The organism is Prevotella sp. ne3005 (assembly GCF_900110085.1).
GTDB lineage: Bacteria > Bacteroidota > Bacteroidia > Bacteroidales > Bacteroidaceae > Prevotella.
In genome coordinates this window covers 146,120-172,796 of the sequence record NZ_FOCK01000004.1, presented here as the reverse complement: position 1 = coordinate 172,796, position 26,677 = coordinate 146,120, and the positions used below count along the sequence as shown (strand labels likewise).

General features: G+C 50.9%; 18 protein-coding genes and 1 tRNA gene. 2 read left to right on the top strand and 17 right to left on the bottom strand.

Features of this window, described 5'->3' with window-relative positions; translation table 11 throughout:
* Positions 1 to 44 precede the first annotated feature (44 nt).
* The 8 genes from BMY16_RS07220 to BMY16_RS07185 form a co-directional block, all read right to left on the bottom strand.
* Positions 45 to 1,742 carry a helix-turn-helix transcriptional regulator gene (locus BMY16_RS07220; RefSeq protein ID WP_091841247.1) on the bottom strand — a complete coding sequence of 566 codons (1,698 nt, stop codon included), beginning with the start codon at positions 1,740 to 1,742 and terminating at the stop codon, positions 45 to 47.
* A 162-nt stretch (positions 1,743 to 1,904) separates the two neighbouring features.
* Positions 1,905 to 3,236: a histidine-type phosphatase gene (locus BMY16_RS07215; protein ID WP_244512970.1), complete on the bottom strand. Its 1,332-nt coding sequence runs from the start codon at positions 3,234 to 3,236 to the stop codon at positions 1,905 to 1,907.
* A 20-nt stretch (positions 3,237 to 3,256) separates the two neighbouring features.
* Positions 3,257 to 4,531: a DUF2264 domain-containing protein gene (locus BMY16_RS07210; RefSeq protein ID WP_091841246.1), complete on the bottom strand. Its 1,275-nt coding sequence runs from the start codon at positions 4,529 to 4,531 to the stop codon at positions 3,257 to 3,259.
* Positions 4,532 to 4,889: 358 nt separating this feature from the next.
* Positions 4,890 to 6,623, bottom strand: coding sequence for a heparinase II/III domain-containing protein (locus tag BMY16_RS07205; protein ID WP_244512969.1), 1,734 nt, complete (start codon positions 6,621 to 6,623; stop codon positions 4,890 to 4,892).
* Entirely contained in the window at positions 6,620 to 7,735 is a 1,116-nt protein-coding gene (locus BMY16_RS07200; protein ID WP_170836038.1) for a glycoside hydrolase family 88/105 protein, read from the bottom strand. The genes BMY16_RS07205 and BMY16_RS07200 overlap by 4 nt, the downstream gene beginning before the upstream one ends.
* A gap of 167 nt (positions 7,736 to 7,902) precedes the next feature.
* Positions 7,903 to 9,573, bottom strand: a complete 1,671-nt coding sequence (locus BMY16_RS07195; protein ID WP_091841244.1) for a RagB/SusD family nutrient uptake outer membrane protein — start codon at positions 9,571 to 9,573, stop codon at positions 7,903 to 7,905.
* Between the two features lie 18 nt (positions 9,574 to 9,591).
* Positions 9,592 to 12,639 carry a SusC/RagA family TonB-linked outer membrane protein gene (locus tag BMY16_RS07190; protein ID WP_091841243.1) on the bottom strand — a complete coding sequence of 1,016 codons (3,048 nt, stop codon included), beginning with the start codon at positions 12,637 to 12,639 and terminating at the stop codon, positions 9,592 to 9,594.
* A 172-nt stretch (positions 12,640 to 12,811) separates the two neighbouring features.
* Entirely contained in the window at positions 12,812 to 13,966 is a 1,155-nt protein-coding gene (locus BMY16_RS07185) for a glycoside hydrolase family 43 protein (RefSeq protein ID WP_091841496.1), read from the bottom strand.
* Between the two features lie 1,124 nt (positions 13,967 to 15,090).
* Between BMY16_RS07185 and BMY16_RS07180 the strand changes: the two genes are divergently transcribed.
* The gene (locus BMY16_RS07180) at positions 15,091 to 17,943 is read left to right on the top strand and encodes a two-component regulator propeller domain-containing protein (protein ID WP_091841241.1); all 2,853 of its coding nucleotides are present in this window, start codon (positions 15,091 to 15,093) and stop codon (positions 17,941 to 17,943) included.
* A gap of 16 nt (positions 17,944 to 17,959) precedes the next feature.
* Here BMY16_RS07180 and BMY16_RS07175 read toward each other — a convergent pair whose 3' ends face one another.
* From BMY16_RS07175 to BMY16_RS07165, 3 genes are read right to left on the bottom strand one after another with little or no spacing between them, the layout of a single operon-like run.
* Positions 17,960 to 18,358 (bottom strand): acyl-CoA thioesterase, encoded by a 399-nt coding sequence (locus BMY16_RS07175; RefSeq protein WP_091841240.1) that lies wholly within the window; start codon positions 18,356 to 18,358, stop codon positions 17,960 to 17,962.
* Positions 18,358 to 19,056, bottom strand: coding sequence for an HAD family hydrolase (locus tag BMY16_RS07170; RefSeq protein WP_091841494.1), 699 nt, complete (start codon positions 19,054 to 19,056; stop codon positions 18,358 to 18,360). The genes BMY16_RS07175 and BMY16_RS07170 overlap by 1 nt, the downstream gene beginning before the upstream one ends.
* Positions 19,053 to 19,472, bottom strand: coding sequence for a Fur family transcriptional regulator (locus tag BMY16_RS07165; protein ID WP_091841238.1), 420 nt, complete (start codon positions 19,470 to 19,472; stop codon positions 19,053 to 19,055). The genes BMY16_RS07170 and BMY16_RS07165 overlap by 4 nt, the downstream gene beginning before the upstream one ends.
* Positions 19,473 to 19,590: 118 nt before the next feature.
* Here BMY16_RS07165 and BMY16_RS07160 point away from each other — a divergent pair, with 118 nt between their 5' ends.
* A complete protein-coding gene (locus BMY16_RS07160) occupies positions 19,591 to 21,549 on the top strand; it encodes a DUF748 domain-containing protein (RefSeq protein ID WP_091841237.1) in 1,959 nt (652 codons plus the stop codon).
* On the opposite strand, the gene BMY16_RS07155 is transcribed toward BMY16_RS07160, so the two are convergent.
* The 6 genes from BMY16_RS07155 to BMY16_RS07130 form a co-directional block, all read right to left on the bottom strand.
* A complete protein-coding gene (locus tag BMY16_RS07155) occupies positions 21,544 to 23,094 on the bottom strand; it encodes a YifB family Mg chelatase-like AAA ATPase (RefSeq protein ID WP_091841235.1) in 1,551 nt (516 codons plus the stop codon). The two genes, BMY16_RS07160 and BMY16_RS07155, sit on opposite strands and share 6 nt — an antisense overlap.
* A 31-nt stretch (positions 23,095 to 23,125) precedes the next feature.
* Positions 23,126 to 24,160 (bottom strand): DUF4369 domain-containing protein, encoded by a 1,035-nt coding sequence (locus BMY16_RS07150; RefSeq protein WP_091841234.1) that lies wholly within the window; start codon positions 24,158 to 24,160, stop codon positions 23,126 to 23,128.
* 24 nt (positions 24,161 to 24,184) lie between these two features.
* Positions 24,185 to 24,269, bottom strand: a tRNA-Leu gene (locus tag BMY16_RS07145).
* Positions 24,270 to 24,355: 86 nt separating this feature from the next.
* Positions 24,356 to 24,901, bottom strand: a complete 546-nt coding sequence (locus BMY16_RS07140) for a hypothetical protein (RefSeq protein ID WP_139207159.1) — start codon at positions 24,899 to 24,901, stop codon at positions 24,356 to 24,358.
* Positions 24,898 to 26,229, bottom strand: coding sequence for an argininosuccinate lyase (argH, locus tag BMY16_RS07135; protein WP_091841231.1), 1,332 nt, complete (start codon positions 26,227 to 26,229; stop codon positions 24,898 to 24,900). Before argH ends, BMY16_RS07140 begins: the two co-directional genes overlap by 4 nt.
* A gap of 6 nt (positions 26,230 to 26,235) precedes the next feature.
* Positions 26,236 to 26,667 (bottom strand): SRPBCC family protein, encoded by a 432-nt coding sequence (locus BMY16_RS07130; RefSeq protein WP_091841229.1) that lies wholly within the window; start codon positions 26,665 to 26,667, stop codon positions 26,236 to 26,238.
* Positions 26,668 to 26,677: the final 10 nt, after the last annotated feature.

Genomic DNA, 26,677 nt, shown 5'->3' with positions numbered 1-26,677 from the left:
GGCCTTCCCCACTGCTTGAAATGTTTTCCACAAATCTTGAAAAACTACTGTTTATGCGCTATTTTGCGGAACTCTGAAGGTGTCATTGAATAGTAGGAGGCAAAGAGACGGGCAAAAGTGGTGCGGTTGGTAAACCCGCTCTGCTCGATGATGAGCCCTATCGGGTCGTCAGTCTTTTCCAGCAACTGGGCTGCGTACTGTATGCGTAAGTGATTGAGGTAGTCGGCTGGCGTGGTGTCGGCACACTCGCGCAAGGCGGCATACACATACTGATAATTGGTGCCCAGCAGCCGGGCCAGTGTCTCATGGTTGGTGTCAGAGTCGGTATATACGTCCGGGTTCTTCACCAGTTCGCACAGGCGGCGATAGAGCAGCTGGTTTTGTGTTAGTTTCTCTTCTGGCTGCGCCTCCAACTGTCGCTGTTCCTCGGCCTCGGCATGCTGGCGTTGCTGTTTCTGCTCGTACAGGCTACGGTTTTTCTCGGCCAATCGGCGGTTGTCGCGGTGGACGCGCCTGATGATGTAGATGGCCATCAACAGCAGTAGGATGACGGCAACGAGGACGATGCGGTGTATCGTCAGCGACTGACGTTTGCGGATGATCTCCTCTTCCTGCCTATTGATTTCTTGCAACTGCTCCACGTCGGCCTGCCGCTCCTGCTGGCGTATGGAGTCAGTCAACAGCCGTATACGGTCGCTCATCGCCAAAGCCTCCGCCGTGCGTCCCGCCTTCTGCAGGGCGTCGTACTTGTAATTGAGCAGGGTCTTGACATAGAGGTCGGTGATGGGTTCATCATCCGAGCGCATCATAGAGTCGGTCTCGTCGAACAAGCGGACGGCCTCGTCGTAACGGCCTGTCAGCGAGAGGTACAGGCCTTCGGCTGCCTTGTCTAATACGCCAGGACCTTTGAACTGTTGATATTCGCGGAAAAGGGTCTCTGCCTGCTCTTTCTGATTATTAGCAGCATAGACCATCGCCTTACTGATGGTCACGTTGTTGCGGCGCTTTTGCATCGCCCAGTCGGGCGTATTGGGACAGCGTATAAAACGATTCAAGGCCGTGTCCATTTTCGCCATCAGGGGCAGCGCTTTCTCTGGCATCTTATGGTCGATATACAGGTCGTTGAGCGAAAGCAGCGTGTAGATGAGCGGATCAATCTCACCAAAACTGGTGGCATGCTGTGTACTCGCCATCAAATCATCGATGCATTGCAGGAACAGCCGCTCGGATTCCTCAATATGCCCCAGTTTGTTCTCACAATCTGCCATCTGCGACAGAGCCCTGCACTTCATCTCAATATCTTTTGGCATTTTACTGTCACCCACAAATGCGAGAATTTCATTGGAGAGGGCGAGCGATTTTCCATACTCGCCATTGGCGTATGCGCAGTCGCCCAGAATCCAGCGGGCCTTAGAATAAAGGTTGCTGTCTGCAGACGTGGTAACAGCATGCCCCGCCTCTGCTGCAATCGCTTTCTCTGCGTAATAGGCCGCCAGCCGCCATCGAGAGGCATTCTCATAGATGATGGCTTTGAGGGTGTTGGCGCGAACCGCCGAGAACACTCCAGCCTCCTCAGCGCTATCCACACGGACCAAAGCATATTCAATGTTGGTTGATCCCTCATTGACAATCTCTTCGCTTAATGCCACTGACTCATCGTTGCGGTCAGGCTTCGAGCAGGCGGTCATCAACGCTAGCACGGTGAAAAGAATAAGGGAAACAATGTTTATGTTTTCTCTCATCGTCGCTTCTTTACTAAATTGTTGCAAAGATAGCACTTTTTTGATGAAGAAGGAGTTGAGTGAGGGTTTTTCAGCATTCTTTTATGAATATTTAAGCAGCACAGATTCTTTTGGTACAATCAGATAAAAGAGGGAAGATAAGTGTCTTCCCTCTGTATTTGTCTAGTGCTTACTGAAATCCTCTATCTTCTTCAGATAGTATTCCCTGAGGTCCTGCCAGTTGTAGTAGGGCCACTGGTTGGTCTCGATAGGTAGGTAGGCTTCGCGCTCGTTGAGCAGTGCCTTTACCAGCACAGGGCCGGGCTTGGGCAGACCTTTTCCTTTTCCCTTTGGCTTGATCGGCAGCGGACGGTAGAATATCAGCTGGATGTTGCAGCCCATGGGGAAGATGCGGTAGTTGCGCCAATACTTGTCGAGCTCGTCGAGGTTGTCGACGGCCATGCCGCAGTTGTCGAGCTCTAAGAGACAGGCCAGCGGCATCACACACACCTCATGGCCGAAGCGCAGCGTGGCCTGTGTCTTGGTTACCGTGTCGGCCGTCTCGATGATGTTCTTCAGCAGGTTCAGTTGACTAAACGGCATCTTGCCTCCGCTGACGGGTGAGGGGCCGTAGTCGAGATACCAGCCGATGTTCTTCTGACGCCACTGGTCGTAGATCTCCTCGTCGGTGAAGAGTGAGAAGAGCTCAAGGTCGGTATCGTGGCTCTGCATGTTGCAGGCCACATGGAACAGCTGGCGCATCAGGGCGCCCGCGCTGATGTTGTTGTACACAAACTCCTGGTCGTTGAAGAGTACCTTCATCAGTCTTTCTGGGTGTGTCCATTTGATGGAGTAGTCACGGTCTTCCTTGTCGCCCGTGTTGCGCCCCATCTCCTTCACGATACCCTCCCAGGGCTGGTTCAGGTAGTACTGCAGGCTCTCGCTGACGTCGTTGTGGATGCGGGCTGTGGGGTTGGCTGCTGCCAGCTCTTCACACTCGGCAATCATCGAGAGGATGCAGCGGGTGACAACGGTCGAGCGGGCATCGATCATCACATCTTTCTTCTTGAAGATCTCGGGGAAGTTTTGTGTCATGCGCTTGCCGATGCCGTGGTGCTGGCGCTCACCGACGGTGGTCAGGTCGCCCAGACGCTTGGTGCTCGTTTTGTAGATAGCCTTCAGCGTTTCGAGCACCTCCTCGCCCTTGGCTGTCAGCTTGCCCATCTCCTTGGCTGTCTCCAGTGTGGCGATGGGCCTAGAGTAGTTGCCGTCGCTGATGAGCCAGCGCGAGCCGTGACGGCCGTAGTGACTCATATAATAAGGTTCGTAGCCCTTCGGGGTAGGGGTCAGTGCCTTGGTGGGCAGCTGACGGTCGTAGTCCAGATAGTTGCTACCGGCGAGGAAGCGGTTTGCCATAATCTCCTCCTTGGCAGAAGTCTCGAAAACAGGCGCCTTCTGAGCCTGCACAGCCATCGCACATCCGATGGCCATCATCAGTACAATTCTTTTTCTCATATTATTATGGTTTAATCGTTTTACCACTTGTCGTGAGTACGGATGTCATCACCCCAGCGGTGATCCTTGGGGAAGGGCTGGCCTCCCCAGGCTTTGACTTGGGTCCAGGGCTGCGGGGCATCGGTCCAGAAGGGATGGTCGGCGGGCAGGCCCAGGGGCATGAAGCTGAGGCTTGTGAGATAGAGCGAGCCATTGTTGGTGTACCAGTCGGCTACCTCAGGCTGGGAACCACAGAAACCGATGGTCAGGTAACCTGCGTCGTTGAAGTTCTGCTGGAAGTCAAACATACGGTGGTGTACCTTCGTCAGTGCAGCACGTACCTGTCCGTTAGAGAGTTCGGCAGGCAGTTTCTGATACCATGCTATCAGGGCTAATGTCTGCATGGCGGCTGTGCGATAGGGGATAGAGCGGCCAATGACGGGGAAGGTGCCCTCAGGCGAGATAAACCGTTCAAGGATGATGGCAAACTTCTGTGCGCGCTTCAGGGCACGGTCGTAGTACTTCTGGTAGTCGAGGCGTGAATTGACCTTGGCATCGACCATGGCTTGAAGGGTCTCCAGATACATGGCGTGGAAGACATAGCTTGAGTAATAGTCGAAAGCAAACACGGGTCCGTCGGCATACCAGCCGTCACCCATATACCACTCTTCCACCTTGCGGATGGTGATGTTCACACGGAACTCGTCGTATTCCTTACGGTCAGTGGCCTTGGCAATCAGACTCTCGATGGTTGACGAGAAGAGATACCAGTTGGTGTAGGGCGGGTCGATCTTGCGCAGTTTTTGGAACTCCTTGATGTAACGCTGCTTGGTCACATCATCGAGGGGTACCCAGAAGGTGTCCCAGCCACGGAGGAACGACTCGGCGATGTAGGCGGCATCCACGAGGTTCTGTCCTGCCTTGCCCCAGCAGAGGTAGTCGGGCGATTCGGGGTCAACGGCGTTCTTATACGACTGGAGTGCCCATTCGCGGAGCTGCTTGCGCTGCTGGCCCTCGGGCGTGCCGTCGTCGGGTAGGGTGAGCCAGGGGACGATGCCTGCCATCAGGCGGCCAAAGGTCTCCATATAGACCACAGAGCGGTCGCGGTTGTCGAAGGAAGGCGAGAACTCCGTCTTCATGTTCTTCTGCAACTCTCCCTTGGCCATGTTTTCCAATACGGGCTGTGCCATCTTATAGGCCAGCGAGCACCAGTACTCACGGTCGGATTGAGTCTGTTGTTTTACTTTCTTTGCTGCGTGTAAGGGCAAAAGCAGTGCAAAGACTGCTGTCAAGACAAGTAAGTAGCGCTTTTTCATTTTTATTCAGTTTTTATCAGATTGGTTTTATTGTTTAATATTTGCTTGCAAATTTACAAAAAAGATTAGAGATTACCATCCATTTACAATTTTAATTTCACATGTACTGCCATTATTTCTTAAAGTGCTTTTTTGTAAAAGCATCATAATCGATGCTAACTTATTGATTATCTGCCTGTTTGGTTATATGACCCTTTTTGCAAAAGCATCATATACCATCATAATACCAAAACAATTTGTTTTGGTGTTGAAAGTGCCATTCCTTTACAGGTTTAAGACTATCTTAACGACACCAAAACAATTTGTTTTACTTATTCGGAAACTATTTCTTTCATGTGGAAAGCCTATCCCTTCGGTTTTACCTGATGATGTATTTAATCCGATTCTTTAGTCTTCCGGGTTTAATAGTGAGAACGATGCGGTACATGTGCTTCCCCCACATACCCTGAAGCACAGGGTCGAGCTGGTCGCTGATGTCCTCGACAGTGGCTTCCATCTGAGTAGCATCGAAGTGGAGATGCTTCAGGGCATCAGCATCGAGGGTAAGAAACATCAGTCGCGTAGGCTGACGGTACTTGTCGAGTTCGTAGTCCTCAGTAACCGTCACCCCCGATTTCGTTGCCGATACCGTTCGTTTCCATGATTTCACCTTTGCCTCGGCAGGGTAGGCGCCAGCGATGTCGAGGGTGAGCTGACCGTCCTTATGGCTGACAACCTTAGCGGCATATTGCTTGCCGTCCTTCTGGTCGAACCCGTTGATCTGAGGCAGGTTGTGGTAGCCCGACTGCATGGTCCAGATGTCGTAACGATCCTTACTGAAGGTCTTGGCGGTGTATTCGCCGACGGCAGGATCAATGAAGAGCGGTTCACAATCGGCATACACCACGAAGGAGCCCACATCATTGTGGTTGTGGCTTTCACCGTTGGTGCCGCCTTTCATGGCCACATAGAGATTTCCACGGCGGGCCGTCATGATCTGGAGATCGGGCAGCCACACATCTTTTAATAATGGCTCGCGAGGCTGTTCGTTGATGAATTCGCGGATATGCCGCAGGAAGAACAATTCCCGTCCCAAGGTTGGGAAGTTGCCGCTTTTGTCGTAGAGGACTGCCGGATTGACGAGCACGCCTTTCTGACGACCCAGGTAAGCACCAAACTGCCGCATCGTCTGGTCGTTCAGCCAAAGCCCGAAGGGGTAAACGATGTTCACTTGTTGCACGGCCTTGTTCTCGTGTGCATCCGCAAAGCAGACACAGTAGTCGTTGCCGATATAGGTCTTATAGGCATAGGCGGCCATCTTCTGAACCTTCGGATGATCGGCACCGAAGTCCAGTAGACGCATAACCTCGAACATCGATGCTGCCGCACGGTCCCAATAGCCGGGGCCTTCGTCGCAGCCGCCGTCCTCTGGATAAGCATCGATGAAGGCCTGGGTGGCCTTTTTTATCTGGGCGATGGCTTCTGCCTTACGGGCTTCGTCTTTCTCGCAAAGCAAGACGCATGTGAGCCAGTTGCTACAAATCCAGGGATTCCAGTTCATGCCGGCCGTCTTCCACCAGTAGTCCCTCTCGAGGGCAGGTATCAGGATGCGCCGCTCTATCTCGCGGTCTATCCTTTGGCAGAGGTCTGGGGAGAACGCGTCGAACTGCTTCTGGAGCATGTACTTGGTCCAGACGATGAGGCTGGCGGTCTCGGCATTGAAGAGGTCCACCTCCTGAAGCTCTGCCAGGGGGATGGCCTTGCCGTAGTGGGCAGGGATGCCCCACCATGTCTCTTCACAGAAGCTGCCCAATCCATTGACAATGTCGCCTATGAAACGGCCTTTCCCCTCCATGATCTCGGCCATGACGAGGGCAGCCAGTTGGCGGCGCTTCTCAAAGCAGAGCCCTTCGTAGTTGACGCGGTTGCCGGTGATCTTGTTTTCGGCGAAGACCGTCCACGGCAAGACTGTCCACGGCTTACCGATATATTGTTCTCCATATGTGACATAGCTCTGGCGCATCTCCACGGGGATGGAGTCGCGCCAGAACGTATCATCAGCCTGTGGCAGCAGACTGGCTATCGCCAGACCTATCGTTAGAAGCAGATTCATCGGCTGATATATCTAACGTATTCACAGGCGGCGAGCAGGAAGGCACCCACGCCGAAGTTTGCCTGGGAGTTGGCATCTACCGTCTGTCCAGGGATGGCACGCTCACCGATAGGCTGCACATAGCCAATCTTTCCGTCCTTCTGCAAGGCGATGCTGGTCAGGTAGTTCCATGCTTTTTCGATGGTTGGTCCAAACTCTTTCTTGGAGAGGTAGCCGTGGTTGACGCCCCACAGCAGACCGTAGCAGAAGAAAGCCGTACCCGAGGTCTCGTAGCCGGGGGCCTGCTTCGGATCCATCATCGAACGGGTCCAATGGCCTTGTGGCTGTTGTACTTTCTTCACGCCACGGGCCAGATTCACATATTTCTCTACGAAGAACGGCTGGCGCACATAGGTCTCAGGCATGTCCTGCAGCACCTTGGCCAGTCCTGCCAGCACCCAGCCGTCACCACGCGCCCAGAAGTCTTTCTTGCCACTATCCGTCTTATGCTTCGGGTAGATATACTTGCCGTCGCGGAAATATAATCCTGTCTCGTGGTCGAGCATGATAGAGTCGCTATAGCAGATGTTCTCATAGAGCTTGCGCAGGTATTTGGTGTCGCCAGTGAGCTTGTACATCTTCGTCATCACGGGCATCACCATATAGAGGGCATCAGCCCACCACCAGTAGTCGTGAACTTTCGAATCGGCCTCATAGCCCATGACCTCCTTCGCTCTGGCCACCTTCTTCTCATCGGGCTGGAGGTTATAGAGGTCGATGTAGGTCTGGAAGCAGATCTGCCAGTCGCCGAAGAGCACGTAGTCTTGTCCCTCGCCGTAGTTCTTGTATTTCCACTTGGCAGGGTCGGGCTCCGTAGCGCCCTTCCACTGGTTGTGTTCTGCCCATCGGATGCTGTAGTCGAGCATCTGCTGATCCTGTAGGAGTTTATAGACCTCCATGTTACCCGTATGGTAGGCGGCATTGTCCCAGAACGAGCGCACCTCTGCGGAATTGTTGGTTTGCCAGTAGATGTTCACCTTCCTGATCATGTCCTTTATCTCATCAGGCGTCCATTTCTTAGCCTGAAGGGTCAGGGCTGAGAGCAGTGTGATAGCTAATAGTAGTCTTCTCATAATCGTTTGTGTTTGGTGTTTGCAAAGATACAAATAATTGGTCACAAATCAGGCTGTCAGATTGTTAATTCTTACAAAAGGGGCAGCCTACATCGCGCAGACTGCCCCTCCGCCTTAGAAAAATACTAACTAATAACCTAATTATGTATGAACGAAATGAAATGTTCTTAGTAACCAGGATTCTGCTGCAGGTCAGCATCTTTGTTGAGCTGGATCTCTGACAGAGGAATCGGGAGCAGGCAGTGCTTAGAAGCATCGAAGCCTGTAATCTTCTTGCTCTCTGTACCCTCTGCCCAATGGTCCATAATCATCTTCACGCGCTCAGCCAACTTGCCGGTACGGCAGAGGGTGTAACGACGGTTCTCCTCGCCAACCAACTCACGGATACGCTCATCGAGCAGGAAGTCCATATTCATCTGGGCTGCAGTCACCTTACCTGCATCAGCGTTGCCAGTCTCAGCACGATACTGCTTGAAGGCACGGTCGCGCAGCACGTTGATATCCTCAGCGGCACCGGCAGCATTGTTCTGCTGGATACGAGCCTCGGCACGCAGCAGATAGGCGTCGGCCAGACGCATCAGAGGCCAGTCCTTAACCAGGGCATAACCAAAGTCATCGGTCGGGTCATAGCCACCCCATTTGGTGGTATGCGGATACATCACGTTCAGCGTATCCTTAACAGTCCAGTATGCCTTGTCACCAGTCTTTACGCTAATCTTGGTGGCACCAGCGGTACCCTCGTCAACCTTGAATCCATCCTTGACCCATACAGATCCCGACCAGTTAGGCTTATTATAATAGAGGATGCGACGGATGTTATGGTTAGAGTTGCGGATATCACCCTTTTCGTAGATACCATACTTCACGTAGTTGCTCAGGCGCAGACGTCCGTTACCACGGCCACCGATAGAGTCGGCATTCTGCATACCGTCGATCTTGTGGAAGGCAGCCACCCAGTTACGACGCTGCTGTGGGTTGTCGATGGTACCGCCTGTTACGTCGCGGTTGTACTCCATCTGATATACCCAGATACCCTCGGTGTTACCCTCGGAACGGCGCTGGTTGTGCCAGCGGAACATATCGCTGTAGTAGTCTCCAGCCTCGCTCAGGTACTTACCGTAGCGCTCAGAGATGAGCTTGTAGTTACCACTGTTGATGGTAGCGGATACGGCAGCCTCGGCCTCGCTGTACTTACCCATGCGGTTGAAAGCCTCACCAGCCAGGATACGGGCACAGTCCTTGTTGATACGGTTCTGTGTCTTCGTCTTGCCTACCTCAGGCAGGTTGGCTATGGCATCGTTCAGGTCGGCTGCGATAACGGCATCCACCTCGGCAACGGCATTGCGGGTGAAGTCGGTGCGTGGCACAGCCTTGCTCTCGGTGATGAGGGGTACTGGTCCCCAAAGGGTCACGAGCAGGTTATAAGCATAGGCACGGAAGAACTCTGCCTCGCCCTTGGCGGCAGGGTCAACGCCTTCTGTGTTAATAACGATATTGGCGCTGTTGATCATGCTGTAAAGATTCTCCCAGAGGAAGCTTACACCACCATTATCTGATACGAGTGAACCATACTGGAAGAAAGGCACCTCAACGCCTTCTGTATCACCAGGGGCACCAACATCGGTACCGTCTTGCCAGATGCCTGTGAAACCCTGACGGCTTGACATACCCCAGAGGGCACCATATTTGTAATGCAGACCAATGAGCTTTGCCTCAACATCGGCCACATCGGTGCCGTAGTTTGAGTACATCTTCTCATCCAAGTAGCTGTCGCTGCAAGAGGTCAGAGCCAGAGCGCTGACAGCCAGTGCTGAATATATAATGTTTCTTAGTTTCATAATTATTTCTCCTTTAGTTTAGAATGTAACGTTAAGACCGAATACCATGCTCTTCGTCATTGGGTAGTTGTTCTCGTAGCCACCCCAACCACGTTGGGTGATGTCAGACTCAGGATCCCATCCCTTCCAGTCGGTGAAGGTGAAGAGGTTACGACCGCTGGCATAGACAGTCAGGGCGTTGAGGTGCAGCATGTTGCAGATCTGTGCGGGGAACTGATAGCTCAGGGTAATGTCCTTGATACGAGTGAAAGCGGCACTGCGTGGGAATCCATAACCCCAGCGGTTAGAGGTCTTGCTCAGTGAGCGGTACTCGTTGGAGGGGTTGCTCTCTGTCCAATAGCCAATCTCTGTGGTAGAGTTACGACGTCCCATCTCGTCGCTGGCCATAGCCAGCAGGGAGTTGTTGCGCTTCAGACCCTGAACGGTCTGGATAAAGATGCTCAGTGAGAGGTTCTTGTAGGTGAAGGTGTTGGTCATACCGCCAATCCATTTCGGAGTGGTCTGTCCCTGAATCTTCTTGTCGCCCTCGGGTGTGATCTTACCATCGCCATCGAGGTCGGCCAGCTTCACGTCACCGGGCTGAGCCTGTGGATCGTGATTCAGATGATCGCCACGTTCAATCTCGTCCTTCTGCCAGATACCTTCCATCACATAGTCGTAGATGACGCTGATAGGCTCACCGATGAACCAGCGGTTACCCAGGTCGTCCTGCTTGTCACCATAGAGGTCTTTGATCTCGTTCTTGTTCCATGACCATACGAGTGAGGTGCCCCAGGTGAAGTCCTTGGTGACGATGTTCTTAGAGTTGATGGTGATCTCAAGACCCTTGTTGGCGGTCTCACCCATGTTCATATATACATTCGAATAACCAGAAATCTTCGGCAGGTTGCGCTGCAGCAGCAAGTCTGTGGTTTTCGAGGTGTAGAAGTCGATGTTACCGTTGATACGGTTGTTCAAGATACCGAAGTCGATACCGATGTTGAAGGTCTTCGTGGTTTCCCAGCCGAGTCCGCTGTTACCCATGCGAGAGCTTGGGTAGAGGGCTGTGGCCGACTGTCCGTCCATGGTGAGCGCTGCATTCGACATCTTGGCGAGGGTCTCGTAGACGCCGATGGCCTCGTTACCGGCTTTACCGTAAGAGAGGCGCAGCTTCAGGTTGTTCAGCCAGTCGACTTTCTCCATGAACTTCTCGTTGGCGATGTTCCAACCAAGAGCGATAGAGGGGAAGGTACCGTATTTATTGTCAGAACCGAACACTGACGATCCGTCACGACGTACTGTGAAGGTGAAGAGGTAGCGGCTATCGTAAGAGTAGTTCAGACGTCCCATCTGAGAAACGGTCTTATAGAGATCGGTGTATGACTTAGCTGTCTGAGTAGCACCACCACCAAGGTTGTGCCACAGCAGCTCGTCGTTGATGAACTTGGCACCGGTAGCGGTGTTGTCGTGATACTTCTTACGTGAAGAAGCATAAAGCAATGTGATATCGAAGTGGTGCTTCTTAATATCCTTGGCATAGGTCAGGATGTTCTCGACCGTACGGCTCTGGGTTTCAGCATTGAAGATGTAACCATAACCGTTCTGGTCATTCTGCTCGGCACCATTGTAATAGTTCTCACGTTTGGGAACGAAAGAGTAACCGAAGTTGAACTTGTAGCTCAGGCCTTCCAGCGGCTTCCAGATATTACCGAAGTTGATGTCGGCGTATGCATTGAGGTTAATGTTCCACTGACGGCGCTCGTGATCCTGGTTCACATCACGCATCGGGTTGAAGAACAAGCTCTCAGTGTACATCGGGTAGATGCAGTAGCTGCCGTCGTCCTCATAGACCTTACCATAAGGTGACATGGCCTCGGCCATCAGGAAGTTCACACGGCCACCATCGCGGTTGTGGCTGACGATGTAGCTGTTGGTAACGATCTTCAGATAGTCGGTCACGTCGGCATCGATGTTCATACGGAGTGAGTAGCGCTTGTAGTTGAAGCCCTTCAGTACACCCTTCTGGCTCATGTAGTCGCCAGAGATGAAGTACTTGATCTTATCAGCACCACCATTAACCGTCACATTGTGATCCTGGATGATACCTGTCTGTGAAACCATATCGTAGAGCCAGTCAGTCTCCTTACCTGCAGCCTGAGCGTCGGCCTCGTTCTGGTTCTTCACGTAGTCGTTGTACATGGTCTCGCCAGGATTTTGTGCTACATAGTCCTTGTAGCGCTGAGTGATCTGAGCACCGTTACAGAAGTCCATCTTCTTGGCAAAGTTCTCGAAACCGATGTAGCCATTGTAGCTTACTGAAGGCTTACCGTCCTTACCGTGCTTGGTGGTGATCAGGATAACACCATTGGCACCGTTCGTACCATAGATAGCTGTTGCTGAGGCATCCTTCAGGATTTCCATGGACTCGATATCGCCGGGGTTGATATCGTTGAGCGAACCACCGCTCTTCGAGATGGGGATACCGTCGACAACGATGTAAGGACCTGTACCGGCATTGATGGAGTTGCGTCCACGAACCAATGCGGAGGGAGCGTCACCAGGGATAGAAGAACCCTGTGAGATGGTGACACCAGCAGCGGCACCCTGTACAGCCTGCAATACATTGGTTACAGGCAGCTTGCTCAGGCGATCCTTATTAATAGAGGTGACAGAACCGGTTACGTCCGACTTCTTCTGAACACCATAACCTACGACTACCACTTCATCGAGTGCCGTAGCGTCTTCCTCAATCGTGATGTTGAGGCTCTGGCCCGGGGTGAAAGCCACTTCCTTCGTCAGGTAGCCGATGTAGGAAACAACGATGGAACCTGCCTTCTGGACACTGAGTGAGAAGTTTCCGTTGAAATCGGTCACTGTACCTGTCTGGGCATCTTTGACTTTTACGGTGGCACCGATGACGGCATCACCGTTCTTGTCAGTTACCTGGCCTTTCACAACGCCAGCCTGCTGGACGTTCTGTACAGCCTGTTCTGCCATAGTCGGCAATGGGAATGCCACCATTCCTGCTGCCAACGCCATCACAAAGCATAACTTCTTGGATGGAAGAGTTAATTTAGCATACTTCATTTGTTACTGTTTTAATTGTTAATTGTTAGTTATGATAATGAATAAATATGTTAGCGTAAACGATTGCGGTTCTGGCGGCAAAGATACGATAATTGATTTATATCAATGTCTCTTTATTGTGATTTTGGGGGAACAAATCGTGAAAACTGCCGATTTTACCGCTGCCTTTACCTTACTTAACGGATAATTCCCATTCGTCCTGCCACCTGACGACGGGCTTGCCGTCCTCAAACTCAATAGGCAACCAGATGTAGCGTGCATCACTGGGATGTTTTGGACGCCAGATGTCTGCCATGAAGATCAGCTGTTCGCCAACAGGTAGGATATAGGTACTCTGTCCCCCGAAGGTGATTTCTGACTTCGGTCCCCTACACGGATTGGGGTGCTGTGTCCACGGTCCCCAGATACTGGGTGCAGAGAACATGCGTGCCTCGTTAGGTGCCCAACCTGTGCAACCGCTGGTAATCATCCAATAGGTGCCATCCTTCTTGAAGATGGCTGGTGCCTCGTTCTGTCCTCCTGGGGCCACACGGGTATAGCGGCCCGAGTGATGTAGATAGTCGTTTGTCAATTCGGCGATGTGCAGGGTAAGATTATCCTCCGACGAGAAGATATGGTAGGCTTTCCCGTCATCGTCAATATAGAGGGTCATGTCGCGCGACATCTGCCCTGAGCCGAGGTCGCGCTTCAGAAAGAGCCCTTGTCTGATGGCTTCGTACCAGTCAGGTGTCCACCATTCCTTAAAGTGGTTGATGTCCATAGTGTCGAGCACTGTAAGCTCTTTGTCCCCGAATTCAATAGGATAAGTGCCTGCATTTGCACGCTGGGAGTAAAGGAACTTGTAAGGACCTTCGGGTCTGTCGCTGACAGCTACGCCGTAGCGGGCGGCACTGTAGCCTTTTCCTTTCAGTTCCAGATGGAACCACATGCAAAACTTGCCCGTCACCTTATTATATATAACCTTCGGACGTTCCAACACACAGCCGCGTTCAATGTCCGAGCCCTTCTTGTCACTCACATAAAGGGCCACACCGCAATTCCTCCAGTTCACGAGGTCTTTCGAGGCATAACACATCACACCCACCATAGCACTTGAAGTGGTGTCAGCCTTATGCTCCCCAAACCAATACCAGGTATCACCATATCTCATGATGCCACCGCCGTGGGCGTTGATATGCCGGCCGCTGTCATCGAGCCATAGCCCACCACTCTTGATGGTCTTGTTCTTGGGTTGCGCAGCCCAATACTGTTCCAGGCGCTTGGCTTCTGCCTTGGTAATCTGAATGACGGAACCGTGTTTAGGGGAAACGAAGTTGGCGGCTTTCATCACACCCTCGTTGAAACGTCCCAAAGGCTTGAAGTTCTTGAAGTCGCTGGTTTCCACGAATCCGAAGTTGTGGGGGTTGACGCTGTAGATATCATACATCACCACCCACTTGTTCTCACCAATGCGTTTCCACACGTTCGGTGCCTCGCAGCCGCGGTCTTCACCGTCGATCTGCTCAGCGTGATAGTCGTCGAAATGGTTGATTTTGTCAGAAATCATATACTTGATGCCGCCGGGATTCTCTTGGGCCACATAAGTCATGAAGTAACGGCCATCGGGCATCGGATAGATATCGGCATCCAGTACCTGTATCTTCTTGTCAGGGTATTCGAAAAGCATCTGGGGCTCTGTCTCCAAGGTTGTGAAGTCTTCATTAGCATAGCTATAATATAATTTGGTACGACCGCCCGCGGATTGACGGATGGTGAAGTAGACCATCGGCTTACCAACTTCCGGATCCCAGATAGTCTGGGGTGCCCAGGCACAACCAATCTCTCCGAACTTCTCGGGAAAGAGTTCGTCGATGTGTACTTCGGTATGGGTCCAGTGTATTAGGTCGTCTGAAGCCATCAGTACCAATCCGCGGTTGTTACCCCAGCCGTATTTGTCAGGGCGCTCCCATTGTGAGGTACGGAGTCCTTTCTGCTTGCCAAATACGTGTAGGTCGGTCATGGCGATGTAAAACTTTCCGTTGGGTGCACGGTAGAGGTGAGGATCGCGAATTCCCCGCTGGTCTGCGATGGAATCGCCAGAAATGATAGGGTCACAGCCGTTAATCGCCGTGAATGTATAGCCGTCATAGTTGATGGCCATGAAGAGCGAATGTGTAGGATCATTGAAATAGGTGAAAAGATAGGCTCCCATATCTTTTTCCGACAGTTGCTGTTGTCTTTTAGCTTCTGCGGATGAAAAAACAATGGTTACCAGACAGAGTAATAGTTGTAGCTTTCTCATGTTGTAATTGTTAGTTGATGATTTCGGATGCAAAATTAAGAAGATTGATTTATATCAAGGGTTCTTCAGCGTTATTTTGTGGGAACAAATCGTGAAAACTAACTATTTTCAGCTTTTTTTTTGCCATTTGGAGAATGTTTTGTAACTTTGCGGGCGATAAGAGCTAACTAATGACAAAAAAAGGATTACTGCTACTGTCAGTCCTGATGTGCAGTATCTCAATGGTAGCATGGCATGTGCCAGTCAGGATTGTGTCTCAGACTCCAGTGGAGGGGGCTGAGGAGGCACGTTGTCTGAAGTTTGACCACAACGGATTGATGTGGATAGGTACTGATCTGGGCGTGTGTGCCTACGATGGTTATCGTTTCAGGACTTACCGAAACGATGCCTATTCGCCAGGTATTCTGCCCAATAACTATGTACTCAGAATCACAGAAGCTCCTGAGGATCGTTTGTGGCTTGGCACACGCGACGGTTTGACATGTTTCGATCGCCGTCGGAATACGTTCCGGTCCTATCATCTTCAGAGTCAGAATGCTCGAACGATTGATGCTTTGTTTACTTCTTCTGATGGAACGATTTGGGTAGGAACGTCTAATGGCGTGTCGCGCTATGATGCTGAAACCGACGAATTCACAGACATCAGCATGGTTGCTGGTGTGCGGTCTTTTTCCGAAGATAAGAAAGGTAATATCTATATTGGAACTTGGGAAGGCGGTCTCTTCCGTTTAAACCCTAAAAGCGGTAAGCTTGTGGCTTATCCCCGGTTGAGTGAGCGCAATACGGTACAATCGCAACTGGTGGATAGTCGTGGCCGACTTTGGATTGGTACATGGGAGAATGGTATCATCCGTCTGGATCATCCCGAGAATGAGTCTAATCCCGGCGTCCATAGGATGAACGAGGGACGGCCTGACTTCAGGACGTTCCATCAGTTGGTAGAGGATTCTGTAAGCCATGCCATCTGGGGCTGCTGCATTGAGGGCCTTACCAGCGTTGACCTTGATGACGAACAAAAGGTGGAGAACCACTCCGAACTCTGTTTCTGCTATAGTCTCGCTACCGACGGGCATGGCAATCTGTGGGTGCTTACCCGTAATCAAGGTCTGGTTCATCTTAGTACCAAGCCGTCGCCTTTCCATTTCTACCATCTCGATACAACAGGATTAGAGTTGCCCGTCAATCGCATACAAACCGTCTATACCTCCGATGGCAATTCTTTTTGGCTTGGACTGCAGCCTTATGGGCTGGCGTTATATGATCGCAGGGCAAATCATGTCAACTATAATACCCATATACCGGGTATGCAGCAGATGACGGGTACCAGTGGTATACATGTCCAGACAATCTATGCTTTCATACAGCGTAGTGAGCAGGAATTGTGGTTGGGCAGTTCACAGGGTATTGTGGTATGTCGGACTGGCGAACCAGCCCGGCTGCTGCCTCGTGAGAGGACCCCTTTTATAGGTGATGGAAATGTGAACACCTTCTGCCAGCTCCACGATGGAACGGTGCTTGTGGGACAAAGTGCCGGTATCGGTGTGGCATTCTCCGATACGCAAGGTCGTCTCTTGGTGAGCAATGTTGATGTGCGTCACATCATCGAGGGTCACGATCATCGTATATGGGTTGCAACCGATAATTCTGGTATCATTAGCTTCACAGGCGATATGCATCAACCACAATCGATACAGAGTAGGCTGTACGCTCCTGTCAAAGGCAACTATCCCCTCAAAGATGCCACGGCAGTCTACGAAGACTCGCACCATCGGATTTGGGCCATATCTAATGGTGGAGCACTGTTCCTTTATGATGTGGAAAAAGATCAGTTCATCGTGGTAAACCAACGTTATCATCTCAATGTCAACCGTATCTATGCTATTGGCGGCGATGAGAAGGGACAGCTCTGGCTTTCCACGGACAAAGGACTTATTTGTCTGAAGATTGATGATAAAGGGAAATGTCATCCTGCCTATTATAGCGTAGAGGATGGCTTGGAGAAGATCCGTTTCTCTGCCAACGGCCTTTCGCGTTTCGGCCAAGAATTGTTCCTGGGTAGCGCCAATGGCTTCTTTTCCTTCAAGCCAGCTCAGATGGATCACTGGCAACCAGCGGATTCTGCTTCTTTATTAGTTACTGGCTTACAGATCAACGACCGTCCCTACGAATGGCTTGACTCCGTTCTACAACACCGTATATCTGCCGAGCCACCCTATACCACTCGTCAAATCACGATTCCTGCCAGTATTCGGAAGTTCACGGTTGAGTTTGCACTATTGGCCTATCAAAACGAACAACAATGTAAATATGCCTATCGCCTTGAGGGTTATGACCATGATTGGCATCATGTTGATGCCGACAATCGTCAGGCCGCCTATCAGAACCTCCCTTCCGGTACTTATCAACTCAAGCTCCGTGCCATTGACAGCTATGGTAACTTGGTGGAGTTGCCATATGCCATTCAAGTACGTGTGTTGCCACCCTGGTATCGTACGTGGTGGGCATACCTTATTTATTTATTGCTATTGGGTTCTGCTGCCTATGGTGTCAAAGAGTGGTATAAGAACCGTTTGAACCACCGTGCCCGTCTGCAGCAGCGTGTTAATGAGTTGCTCCATTATCGTGAGATGATGGTCATGAAACAGTATGAAGGTGCCCGAAAGACTCTCGAAGCCGAGGAGCAGCAGCACTCTTCGCCCGATGAGTTGTTCCTTAGCCGCGCCATCGACTGTGTGAAGCAACATCTTGATGATGCAGACTATGACCGTGAGCAGTTTGCCTCTGACATGTGTGTTTCGTCCTCTACTTTATATAATAAACTCCGTGCACTGACTGATCAGAATGTGACAAGCTTCATCAACAGTATCCGCCTGAAAGAGGCCTGCCGCATTATGCGTCAGCGACCCGACATCAAGATGAGCGAACTGTCAATGTCGGTTGGTTTCAATACACCAAAGTACTTCACTAAACTCTTCAAGAGAGAATTTGGTGTGCTCCCCAGTGAGTTTATCGAACAAAAGTGAAGTTGAATCAGATGCTTTAGATGAACTGTTTGAAAGCCTCGTCGTAGTCTGGACTAGGGGCGAGGCGACCATTGATGAGACAGACGAGGGTGATGTCACCCTTGAAACAGAGCTGTTCATCGCTGGCTCGGTAGATGGCCTGGTGGAACACGTACTTGATGCCATCCTTAGAAAGGGCGAGGCGCGAGATGAACTCGTCATCGCATCGCAGGGGTGTCTTGAACTGCAGGTTCATACGGGCCACAACGGCATCAACCCCCTGCTCGTGGAGCTTGGCAAAACTGACGCCGAGGCTACGGAGAAAGAGGTGACGGGTATGTTCGGCATAATGGAGATAGTTGGCATTGTTGACGATGCCCTCGATGTCGCATTCGTAATCGCGAACCTCCATGCGGGTTTCAAAGATATAATTCATTATGAATTGAGGATTTTGAAGATTTCGTTGAAATGGGTAATCTTGTAAAGATTCGTGTGCTCAATGTCTTCAGTATGGCGTTCTAATTGCCAGGTGACGTGGAATGGAATGTGTATGGCTGAGGCACCGATAGCGAGGGCTGGGGCAATGTCGCTCTTCAGTGAGTTGCCCACCATGAGCAACTGATGGGGCAGGATGCCGAGATGCTCACAGAGCTGTTGAAACTCCTGTTCAGTCTTGTTACTGGTAATCTCGACATGGGAGAAGTATTTGGCAAGACCGCTACGATGGAGCTTGTTTTCCTGATCCTGCAGCTCGCCCTTGGTAAATACTGCAAGACGGAAAGGCCAGGCTTGAAGACGTTGGAGTGTCTCTTCTACTTCAGGGAGCGGTGTGGCAGGCAAGTGGAGTAGCGACTTGCTGTGGCTGAGCAGGTCGGCGAGCTGTTCGGCAGAGAGATGGTCGCCAGCCACGCGAAGCGCTGTCTCGATGATAGAGATGGTGAAAGCCTTGCAACCGTAGCCGAGGTCTGCCATATTGCCGGATTCAGTTACAAATAGTTCTTGGGCAGGCTCAATGCAATAGGGGGCAATCAGTGAGTAGAGGTGGTTCTCTACGGCCTCGAAATGCGACTGGCAATCCCAGAGGGTATCGTCAGCATCGAAGGCGATGACACGTATGTCGTTGAAGTTATTCATCGTTTCTGACAGTGTGGGCATGTACCCTTAATCATCAGGTTGGCCGATGTGGCCTCAAAGCCCTCGGGGAGAGCAATTTCTGGCATGTCAGCATAGTCGAGGCAGTAGGTCTCGTGACACTGCTCACAGTAGAAGTGGGGGTGTTGGTCGTCGTCATGATCATGGTCATGACTATGGCAGAGCTCGTATTTCGTACCATCATTGCTGCCTTCGATAGCATGTACGAGATGGTGCTCACGGAAGAGCATAAGACCTCGGAAGATGTTCGACTTGTCGATGGTCAGGATTCTGCGCTCCAGTTCGGCGAGCGACTGGGGCTGCATGGAGGATGCGAGGGCCCGGGCCAACACGATGCGGTTGGCGGTGGGCTTGATGCCGTGCTCTTCGAGCAGTGAGACGTAGGTTGTTTCGTCCATGATGATAGGGTTATTACTTGATTTTGCTGCAAAGGTACAAAAAACTCTTAATTCTTCATTCAAAATTCTTAATTTATTCGTATCTTTGTAGCCGAATATACTAAAAACTGATAAAACGATGAAAAGATACTTGGTTCTTGCGCTGAAGATCGTTGGCGGATTTGTGGCTGCGATTGTGGTGATTTTAGTGGTGGCCGCCTTCTTACTGAATAGTTCTTCCGTACAAAACAAAGCCCTGACTTATGCAACAGAACAACTACGGACGAAGTTGCAGACGAAGGTGGAGATTGACAGTATACACATCAACTTCCTGACCTTCGACGTTAATCTGATGGGACTCGACGTGGAGGACCGTCAGCAGCGGAAGATGCTTCAGGCCGAAAAGTTGAGTGTAAAGCTGGACCTATGGAAGTTGATTACGAAAAAACTGGAGATAGAATCAGCAGAGATCAATGCTGTGAGGGCTCGTTTGTATCAACCAAAGGACAGTGCAGCCAACTTCCAGTTCGTGATAGATGCCTTTAAGAGCGACAAACCCAAGGCCGAGAAGACGGACACGGTGAAGAAATCGAAGAGTAAGTTGGATCTCGACCTGAAGAAGTTGAAGGTGCAAAACATCGACGTTGTCTTTAATGAGGATACGTTCCAATTGGAGAAAATGACCTATGAAAAGACGTGGCTGGGACATCAGCAGGGAGAGATTCGCCATCTGCATGGAAAGTTCGATAGGGCAACGAAGAAGGGCGAAATGCGAACCCATCTGGTGGAACTTGACCATCTGACATTGTCTGAGAAGAGCGACCATCTGATGGCTGACATCGGGGACCTGCACTTTGCCATTGACAATCATCTGCCCCGTAAGAACGCAGATAAACCAAAGCGAGGTTTTTTCGATGTGGGACATCTCGACGTGACATCCAATATGCAATTGAGGATCAATCACTATGGTAAGGATACGGCCAATGTGACGATGACGAAGTTTGTGGCGAAGGACTCAGTGACGGGCTTTAACGTGAGAGACCTGCACTTCACGGCTGGTATTAATAAAGAAAAGGTGTATCTGAGTGATGTGACCATCCAGCACGACTCGACAGTGCTGACGTTCGATAAAGGTGAGCTGACTCTTCCAAGTAAGAAACAGGGGCGGAAGCTGACTTACCACACCTCGGAAATCTCTGGTCGTACGCTATTAAAGGATATCTCGAGGCCCTTTGCTCCTGTACTGGCCAATTTTACTATTCCTCTGGAGTTGAAGGTAAAATTGAGCGGTACCGACACCTCAATGGTGTTCAGAGACATCCATGTCAATACCGTTGATAATAAACTGAAGCTCGATGCTGATGGCGGTATGGAGCACTTTAGTCCGAAGGAGGCCCTGAACATCCACTTCCACGTGAAGAACATGACCACACCAACTAAGACGGCTATAGACATCATCAACCAGTTTGCTGTGAAGAAGTTCATGATGAAGCAACTCAAGGCGTTGGGAACCATCAATTATACAGGCGATGTACAAATCCTTTATAAGAAGGAGCTGTTCAAGGGTTTGCTCCGTACGGATGTAGGCAGTCTGAACTTTAACGTGACGCTCGACGAGAACACCAAGTATGTATTAGGACAGGTCAATACCTCAGCCATCCACTTAGGCAAGGTGCTTGAAATGAAGGACATCGGCGATGTGGCCTGTAATGCCAACTTTACTTTCGATATGTCCAAGCCCCGTACAGCCGTGATGAGAAAACAGAAGGGTGGTAAGCTGCCTATCGGAAAGATTAATGCCACAGTAACTGAGGTCAGTTACAAAAAGGTGAAGGTCAAGGATATCGTTGTTGTCGTCAACAGTGATGGTGCCGTTGCAGAGGGTAATCTCCGTCAGAAGAACAAAAACGTTGACTTGCTTTGTGACTTTACGTTTACCGACACCGACTCCGTCCACAAGATGAAAGTGAAACCTAACCTCAAGGTTCACGACGTCAAGTGGCCTTGGCAGAAGAAAGACAAGGGTGATGCCAAGACTAAGGAGCAAAAGAATGCTGAAAAGGGGCAAAAGAAGAAAAAGAAGTTCCCGTGGTTATAGGGCTCTTTCGGCCCAATCACCACGATCCAGCGAACGATAGCCGATGGCTTCAGCGATATGTTGGCTCTGTACCTGTTCTACCCCTTCGAGGTCGGCAATGGTGCGCGCCACCTTGAGGATACGACTGTAGGCACGGGCAGAGAGACTGAGTCGTTCCATGGCCTGGCGCAGCATGTCGAGGCTGGCATCATCGGGTTCTGCAAATTGATGGATCATCCTTTCTGTCATTTGTGCATTGCAGTGGATACCCTTGAAATCGTGGAAACGCTGTTCTTGTATCTGGCGGGCCTTGATGACGCGCTCTCGGATGACGGCACTCGACTCTCCCGGCTGCATCTGCGATAGTTGATTGAAGGGCACTACCTGCACTTCACAATGGATATCTATACGGTCGAGTAATGGACCACTGATCTTCGAGAGATAACGGCTGATTTGTCCTGGGGTGCACACACAATGGTGGGTCGGATCACCATAATAGCCACATGGACAAGGGTTCATCGAGGCAACGAACATCAATGAACAGGGATATTCTACCGTGTATTTGGCACGGCTGATGGTAATCTTACGATCCTCCAAGGGCTGACGCAGTACCTCTAAAGTGGATTTTGAGAATTCTGGTAGCTCGTCGAGGAAGAGGACACCATTATGGGCCATTGAGATTTCTCCTGGTAGAGCCCTATTGCCGCCACCAGTCATGGCGACCTGTGATACGGTGTGGTGAGGACTACGGAAGGGTCTCTGGGAGATGAGTGACGTGCCGCTGGAGAGTTTTCCTGCCACAGAATGGATCTGCGTGGTTTCCAAGCTCTCAGCTAGTGAGAGTGGGGGAAGGATGCCTGGTAACCGCTTGGCCATCATAGACTTACCACTGCCTGGAGCCCCAATCATAATCAGATTATGGCCACCAGCAGCAGCCACCTCTAAAGCACGTTTCACGCTCTCTTGTCCACGGACATCGGCAAAGTCGAGGTCACAAGAGTATTGTTGTTCATAAAACTCCTTGCGAGTGTCGACGAAAGTAGGCTCGTAGCTATTTTCATTACCATTGAGGAAGCTGATGACATCGCTCAGGTTCTCCATGCCATAGACATCGAGATTGTTGACAACAGCTGCTTCACGAGCGTTCTCCTTTGGCATAAACAGACCCTTGAACTTCTCCTTTCTGGCGCGGATGGCTACGGAAAGGGCTCCGCTGACGGGCTTCAGTTTCCCGTCGAGACCTAACTCGCCAATCATCATGTAATCTGCCAGCATGGCGTCGGAGACTTTCCCGTGAGCAGCAAGGATGCCGATAGCCAGAGGTAAATCGTAACCACTACCCTCCTTACGAATATCGGCAGGACTGAGATTGACAGTCAGGTCAGCTGTCGGTGGTTTAAAACCTATATTGGACATGGCTGCACGGATGCGGTCATAGCTCTCTTTCACAGCAGTATCTGCCATACCCGACAAGTGGAACATGACGCCTCTTGCCAAATTGACTTCGATGGTGATGGTTGTTGCCTCCAGCCCCATTACGGCTGCACAGAATGTTTTAACAAGCATAGTATCAATGATTTAAGTATTAATTATGGTGTCATTCTATCATCTTGTCAAATGTTTCCAACATCGTTTGGTAGTTCATCGAGTGGTCGACGACTTTTCCCTGACTGTCGAAGACGAGATTGTCGGGTAGATGGGAGAGTCCTGTCTTTTGGAGAATAGGCGACTCCCAAAAGCGTCCGTCGCAGATGGTGCTCCATTTGATGGAGTCTCTGTTGAGGATGCGCCGGCAGTCCTTGACGTCGGCATCCATGCTGACGAGAAGCACTTTCAGCCTGTTGTCGTAGTGTCCCATCATTTTCTGAAGCTGGCTCAGCATGTATATGCTCTCGTAGTTCCATGATGCCCAGACAATGATGACATTGGCCTTTGCGTTCAAATCTGCTGAGGAGACTGTCTTGCCATTGATGTCGGTGACGCTGAATGAAGGTATCTTCTCTCCGGTTTTCAGGGTTTGTAGTCCTGACAGCTTTTGGGATAATGCCTTCAAATCTTCATTCTCGGGCAAGGCCTTGCTCATCAGCTCTGCGAGCTCTCGGGCCTGCCGATAGTCGGCATCAACAGGAAGAATGAAATGTTTGCGTAGCAGATAGAGGCTGACGGGAGAGTCAGGGTGATCCTTGATAAATTGACTAGCGGTCTTTATGACCTCAGGGGGTGTCATCTCTGCTGTCTGTAGGCGGAAGGCTGTCATCTGCTTGTTGAGGTCGGTACCCTTAATCTTCGTTTCCTTGAGGTGGGTGGCGTCGCCGTTGATCTCAACGGTTGCTCCAGGCTCTGCAAAGACGGGCAGTTCCGAAAAGTTGGGGAATACGATAACCATGGTGGTAGGCTCTTCCAGTGCAATCTGATACTTGAACTCTCCTCGGGCAAGGGAGATTGTGTCGAGTTGTTGATTTCCATTGATGCCATAGATATACAGCTCGCCTTGGTTCATACCCTTAAAACTGCCTTCGATTCTGAATTTCCCGTCATTGCCGCCACATGAAGTCAACAAAAGAAGAATCAGGTAGAGGGGAAAGACCCTTCTGCCAAAGTCGTACAATTGCTTCTTCTGGGTAATCAGCATAGTTTGGAAGTGCCTTAGTATTAGTGCCGCGAGCGGGACTCGAACCCGCACAGCCGTTTCGGGCCAAGGGATTTTAAGTCCCTCGTGTCTACCATTCCACCATCGCGGCAAAATTCGTTTTGCGTCTGCAAAGGTAAGGCAATTTTTGCAAATAGCCAAACTTTTCTACATTATTTAATATATGGCGGCAGATAATTAATTGGAAACGCTCAGTATCGTGCCGTTGAACACTGCCCTGTAATTCAGAAGTTGACGACCTGGTGTGCCACTGGCGACAGTCCCGTTGTTGGCATCGTAGGTACGACCACACTTGGCGCAGTGGAGCTGCGTGCCGTTGTTCTGCCAGGTGAGTGGGAAGTTGGTGCCGCCTAGCTCTTTCAGGCAGTTGGCGCATTGTCCATCGTAAGCCACCAGCCCGTTGAAACTGCTGACTCCCACGATGATACAGTTGTTGGCACCAAGCTCACAGACGGTCTTCGACTCCTTTTCACTACGAAGCATGATGTCTTCCGTGGCATTGTCGTAGTTGCGGGTGGTCTTCAGATGGCGCACACCTTGTACCATACTGCTCTCCACCTTGCAGAAATGTCCAGGGTTGCCGAGGATGCCCGTCAGCTGGCAGGGCAGGGGATGGAGCGAGGTGTCGAATACGAAGTAACACTCGTATTCACGGGAGATGTTATTCTCGCCAACACAGCTCATCAACAAAGCACAAAGGCTTATAAACAGTAGTCGCTTCATGCCAGCAAAGCTTTCTCTGCTGACATCATCCGTTCGAAATGGAATCCGTCGAGCGTCTGCTGCATTAGGGCCTGAATCTGGTCGTTGCAGAGGTTGCCGATGGAGCCTTCGTGGGTGTGATGGATATCATGACTGGCCTTGAATGATCCAGCCTCGATGTCAAGTCCCACCTTCTTATAGGCATCGCGGAAAGGCATACCATTGGCAGCCAAGCGATTCACCTCCTCTACGGAGAACATCGGATCGTACATCGGATTGTCGAGGATATGCTCGTTGACCTCTATCTTATTAATAATGTATGCGGCCATCTGCAGACAGTCTTTCAGTTCACCGAAAGCGGGCAGAAACACTTCCTTAATAATCTGTAAATCACGGAAGTAGCCCACAGGCAGGTTGTTCATGATCAGTGTTATCTGCTGCGGCAGACTTTGCAACTTATTACACTTGGCACGAATCAGCTCGAACACGTCGGGATTCTTCTTATGGGGCATGATGCTCGAACCTGTGGTACACTCCTTGGGCAGCTTCACGAACGAGAAGTTCTGCGAGTTGAACATACAGGCGTCGAAAGCCATCTTGGCGATGGTACCAGCGATGGTGGCGATGGCGAAACCAACGTTGCGCTCCATCTTGCCTCTACCCATCTGGGCATACACCACATTGTAGTCCATCGAATCGAAGCCCAGCAGTTCTGTTGTCATCGTTCGGTTCAGGGGGAACGAGGAACCATAGCCTGCAGCAGAACCTAAGGGGTTGCGGTTGGTCATCTTATAGGCTGCCTGCAGAAAGAGCATATCGTCTGTCAGACTCTCTGCGTAGGCACCAAACCAGAGGCCAAAACTCGAGGGCATCGCAATCTGAAGATGGGTATATCCTGGCATCAGCACGTCCTTGTACTGATTGCTCTTCTGGATGAGCTCATCGAAGAGAATCTTCACCTCGTCGGCTATCTCTTTCAGTTCGTGACGGGTGAAGAGCTTCAGATCTACCAGCACCTGATCGTTACGTGAGCGGCCTGAGTGGATCTTCTTGCCCATATCACCCAACTTACGGGTCAGCAACATCTCCACCTGGGAGTGAACATCCTCCACATCGTCCTCAATCACAAACTCGCCGCGCTCTGCCAGATGGTAGATGTTCTTCAGTTCAGCCAACAGCTGTGTCAGCTCGTCTTTCTCCAAGAGGCCAATGCTCTCCAACATGGTGATGTGAGCCATAGAGCCCAGCACGTCGTACTTGGCCAGATAGAGATCCATCTCACGGTCACGCCCAACGGTAAACCGCTCAATCTCCTTGTTAATCTCGAAATTCTTCTCCCAAAGTTTCATGACTCTTCACTCATATTTGATCTGTGCCAGCGCCTCGGCAATCTTCTCCACGCCTTCCTGGAGAGGTTTCTCCACCATACTCTTGATAAACGGATTCAGCTCGGCCTTCACCGTTACCTTCATCTTCGAGTTGTTCTCGTCGACGGGCAGCACCTGTACCCAGACATTAAAGGGAACGGGCGACTGTACTGTCTCAAACTTGACGCACTTAGGCTCCTCCCGTTCACAGATGCGCAACTTCAGCTCGCCAACGGGAGGCACCTGAAGACTGACGGTATCCTGATCAAAACTGAAGTCACTGACCTTGTCCTCTGGAATGCGGTCGCGCACCTTCTCCAGATTGCTCAGGTCGCTAATGTTGTTATAGACTGCCTGCTGCGGATAAGGCACCAGCTTTACACTACTCTCGAATTTTGAATCTCCTCCAAAAATACCCATATTCTCCTCC

Excerpts from the sequence above, each read along its gene's own strand:
- BMY16_RS07220 (WP_091841247.1), bottom strand. The coding sequence starts at position 1,742 with ATGAGAGAAAACATAAACATTGTTTCCCTTATTCTTTTCACCGTGCTA.
- BMY16_RS07215 (WP_244512970.1), bottom strand. The coding sequence starts at position 3,236 with ATGAGAAAAAGAATTGTACTGATGATGGCCATCGGATGTGCGATGGCT.
- BMY16_RS07210 (WP_091841246.1), bottom strand. The coding sequence starts at position 4,531 with ATGAAAAAGCGCTACTTACTTGTCTTGACAGCAGTCTTTGCACTGCTT.
- BMY16_RS07205 (WP_244512969.1), bottom strand. The coding sequence starts at position 6,623 with ATGAATCTGCTTCTAACGATAGGTCTGGCGATAGCCAGTCTGCTGCCA.
- BMY16_RS07200 (WP_170836038.1), bottom strand. The coding sequence starts at position 7,735 with ATGAGAAGACTACTATTAGCTATCACACTGCTCTCAGCCCTGACCCTT.
- BMY16_RS07195 (WP_091841244.1), bottom strand. The coding sequence starts at position 9,573 with ATGAAACTAAGAAACATTATATATTCAGCACTGGCTGTCAGCGCTCTG.
- BMY16_RS07190 (WP_091841243.1), bottom strand. The coding sequence starts at position 12,639 with ATGAAGTATGCTAAATTAACTCTTCCATCCAAGAAGTTATGCTTTGTG.
- BMY16_RS07185 (WP_091841496.1), bottom strand. The coding sequence starts at position 13,966 with ATGAAAGCCGCCAACTTCGTTTCCCCTAAACACGGTTCCGTCATTCAG.
- BMY16_RS07180 (WP_091841241.1), top strand. The coding sequence starts at position 15,091 with ATGACAAAAAAAGGATTACTGCTACTGTCAGTCCTGATGTGCAGTATC.
- BMY16_RS07175 (WP_091841240.1), bottom strand. The coding sequence starts at position 18,358 with ATGAATTATATCTTTGAAACCCGCATGGAGGTTCGCGATTACGAATGC.
- BMY16_RS07170 (WP_091841494.1), bottom strand. The coding sequence starts at position 19,056 with ATGAATAACTTCAACGACATACGTGTCATCGCCTTCGATGCTGACGAT.
- BMY16_RS07165 (WP_091841238.1), bottom strand. The coding sequence starts at position 19,472 with ATGGACGAAACAACCTACGTCTCACTGCTCGAAGAGCACGGCATCAAG.
- BMY16_RS07160 (WP_091841237.1), top strand. The coding sequence starts at position 19,591 with ATGAAAAGATACTTGGTTCTTGCGCTGAAGATCGTTGGCGGATTTGTG.
- BMY16_RS07155 (WP_091841235.1), bottom strand. The coding sequence starts at position 23,094 with ATGCTTGTTAAAACATTCTGTGCAGCCGTAATGGGGCTGGAGGCAACA.
- BMY16_RS07150 (WP_091841234.1), bottom strand. The coding sequence starts at position 24,160 with ATGCTGATTACCCAGAAGAAGCAATTGTACGACTTTGGCAGAAGGGTC.
- BMY16_RS07140 (WP_139207159.1), bottom strand. The coding sequence starts at position 24,901 with ATGAAGCGACTACTGTTTATAAGCCTTTGTGCTTTGTTGATGAGCTGT.
- argH (WP_091841231.1), bottom strand. The coding sequence starts at position 26,229 with ATGAAACTTTGGGAGAAGAATTTCGAGATTAACAAGGAGATTGAGCGG.
- BMY16_RS07130 (WP_091841229.1), bottom strand. The coding sequence starts at position 26,667 with ATGGGTATTTTTGGAGGAGATTCAAAATTCGAGAGTAGTGTAAAGCTG.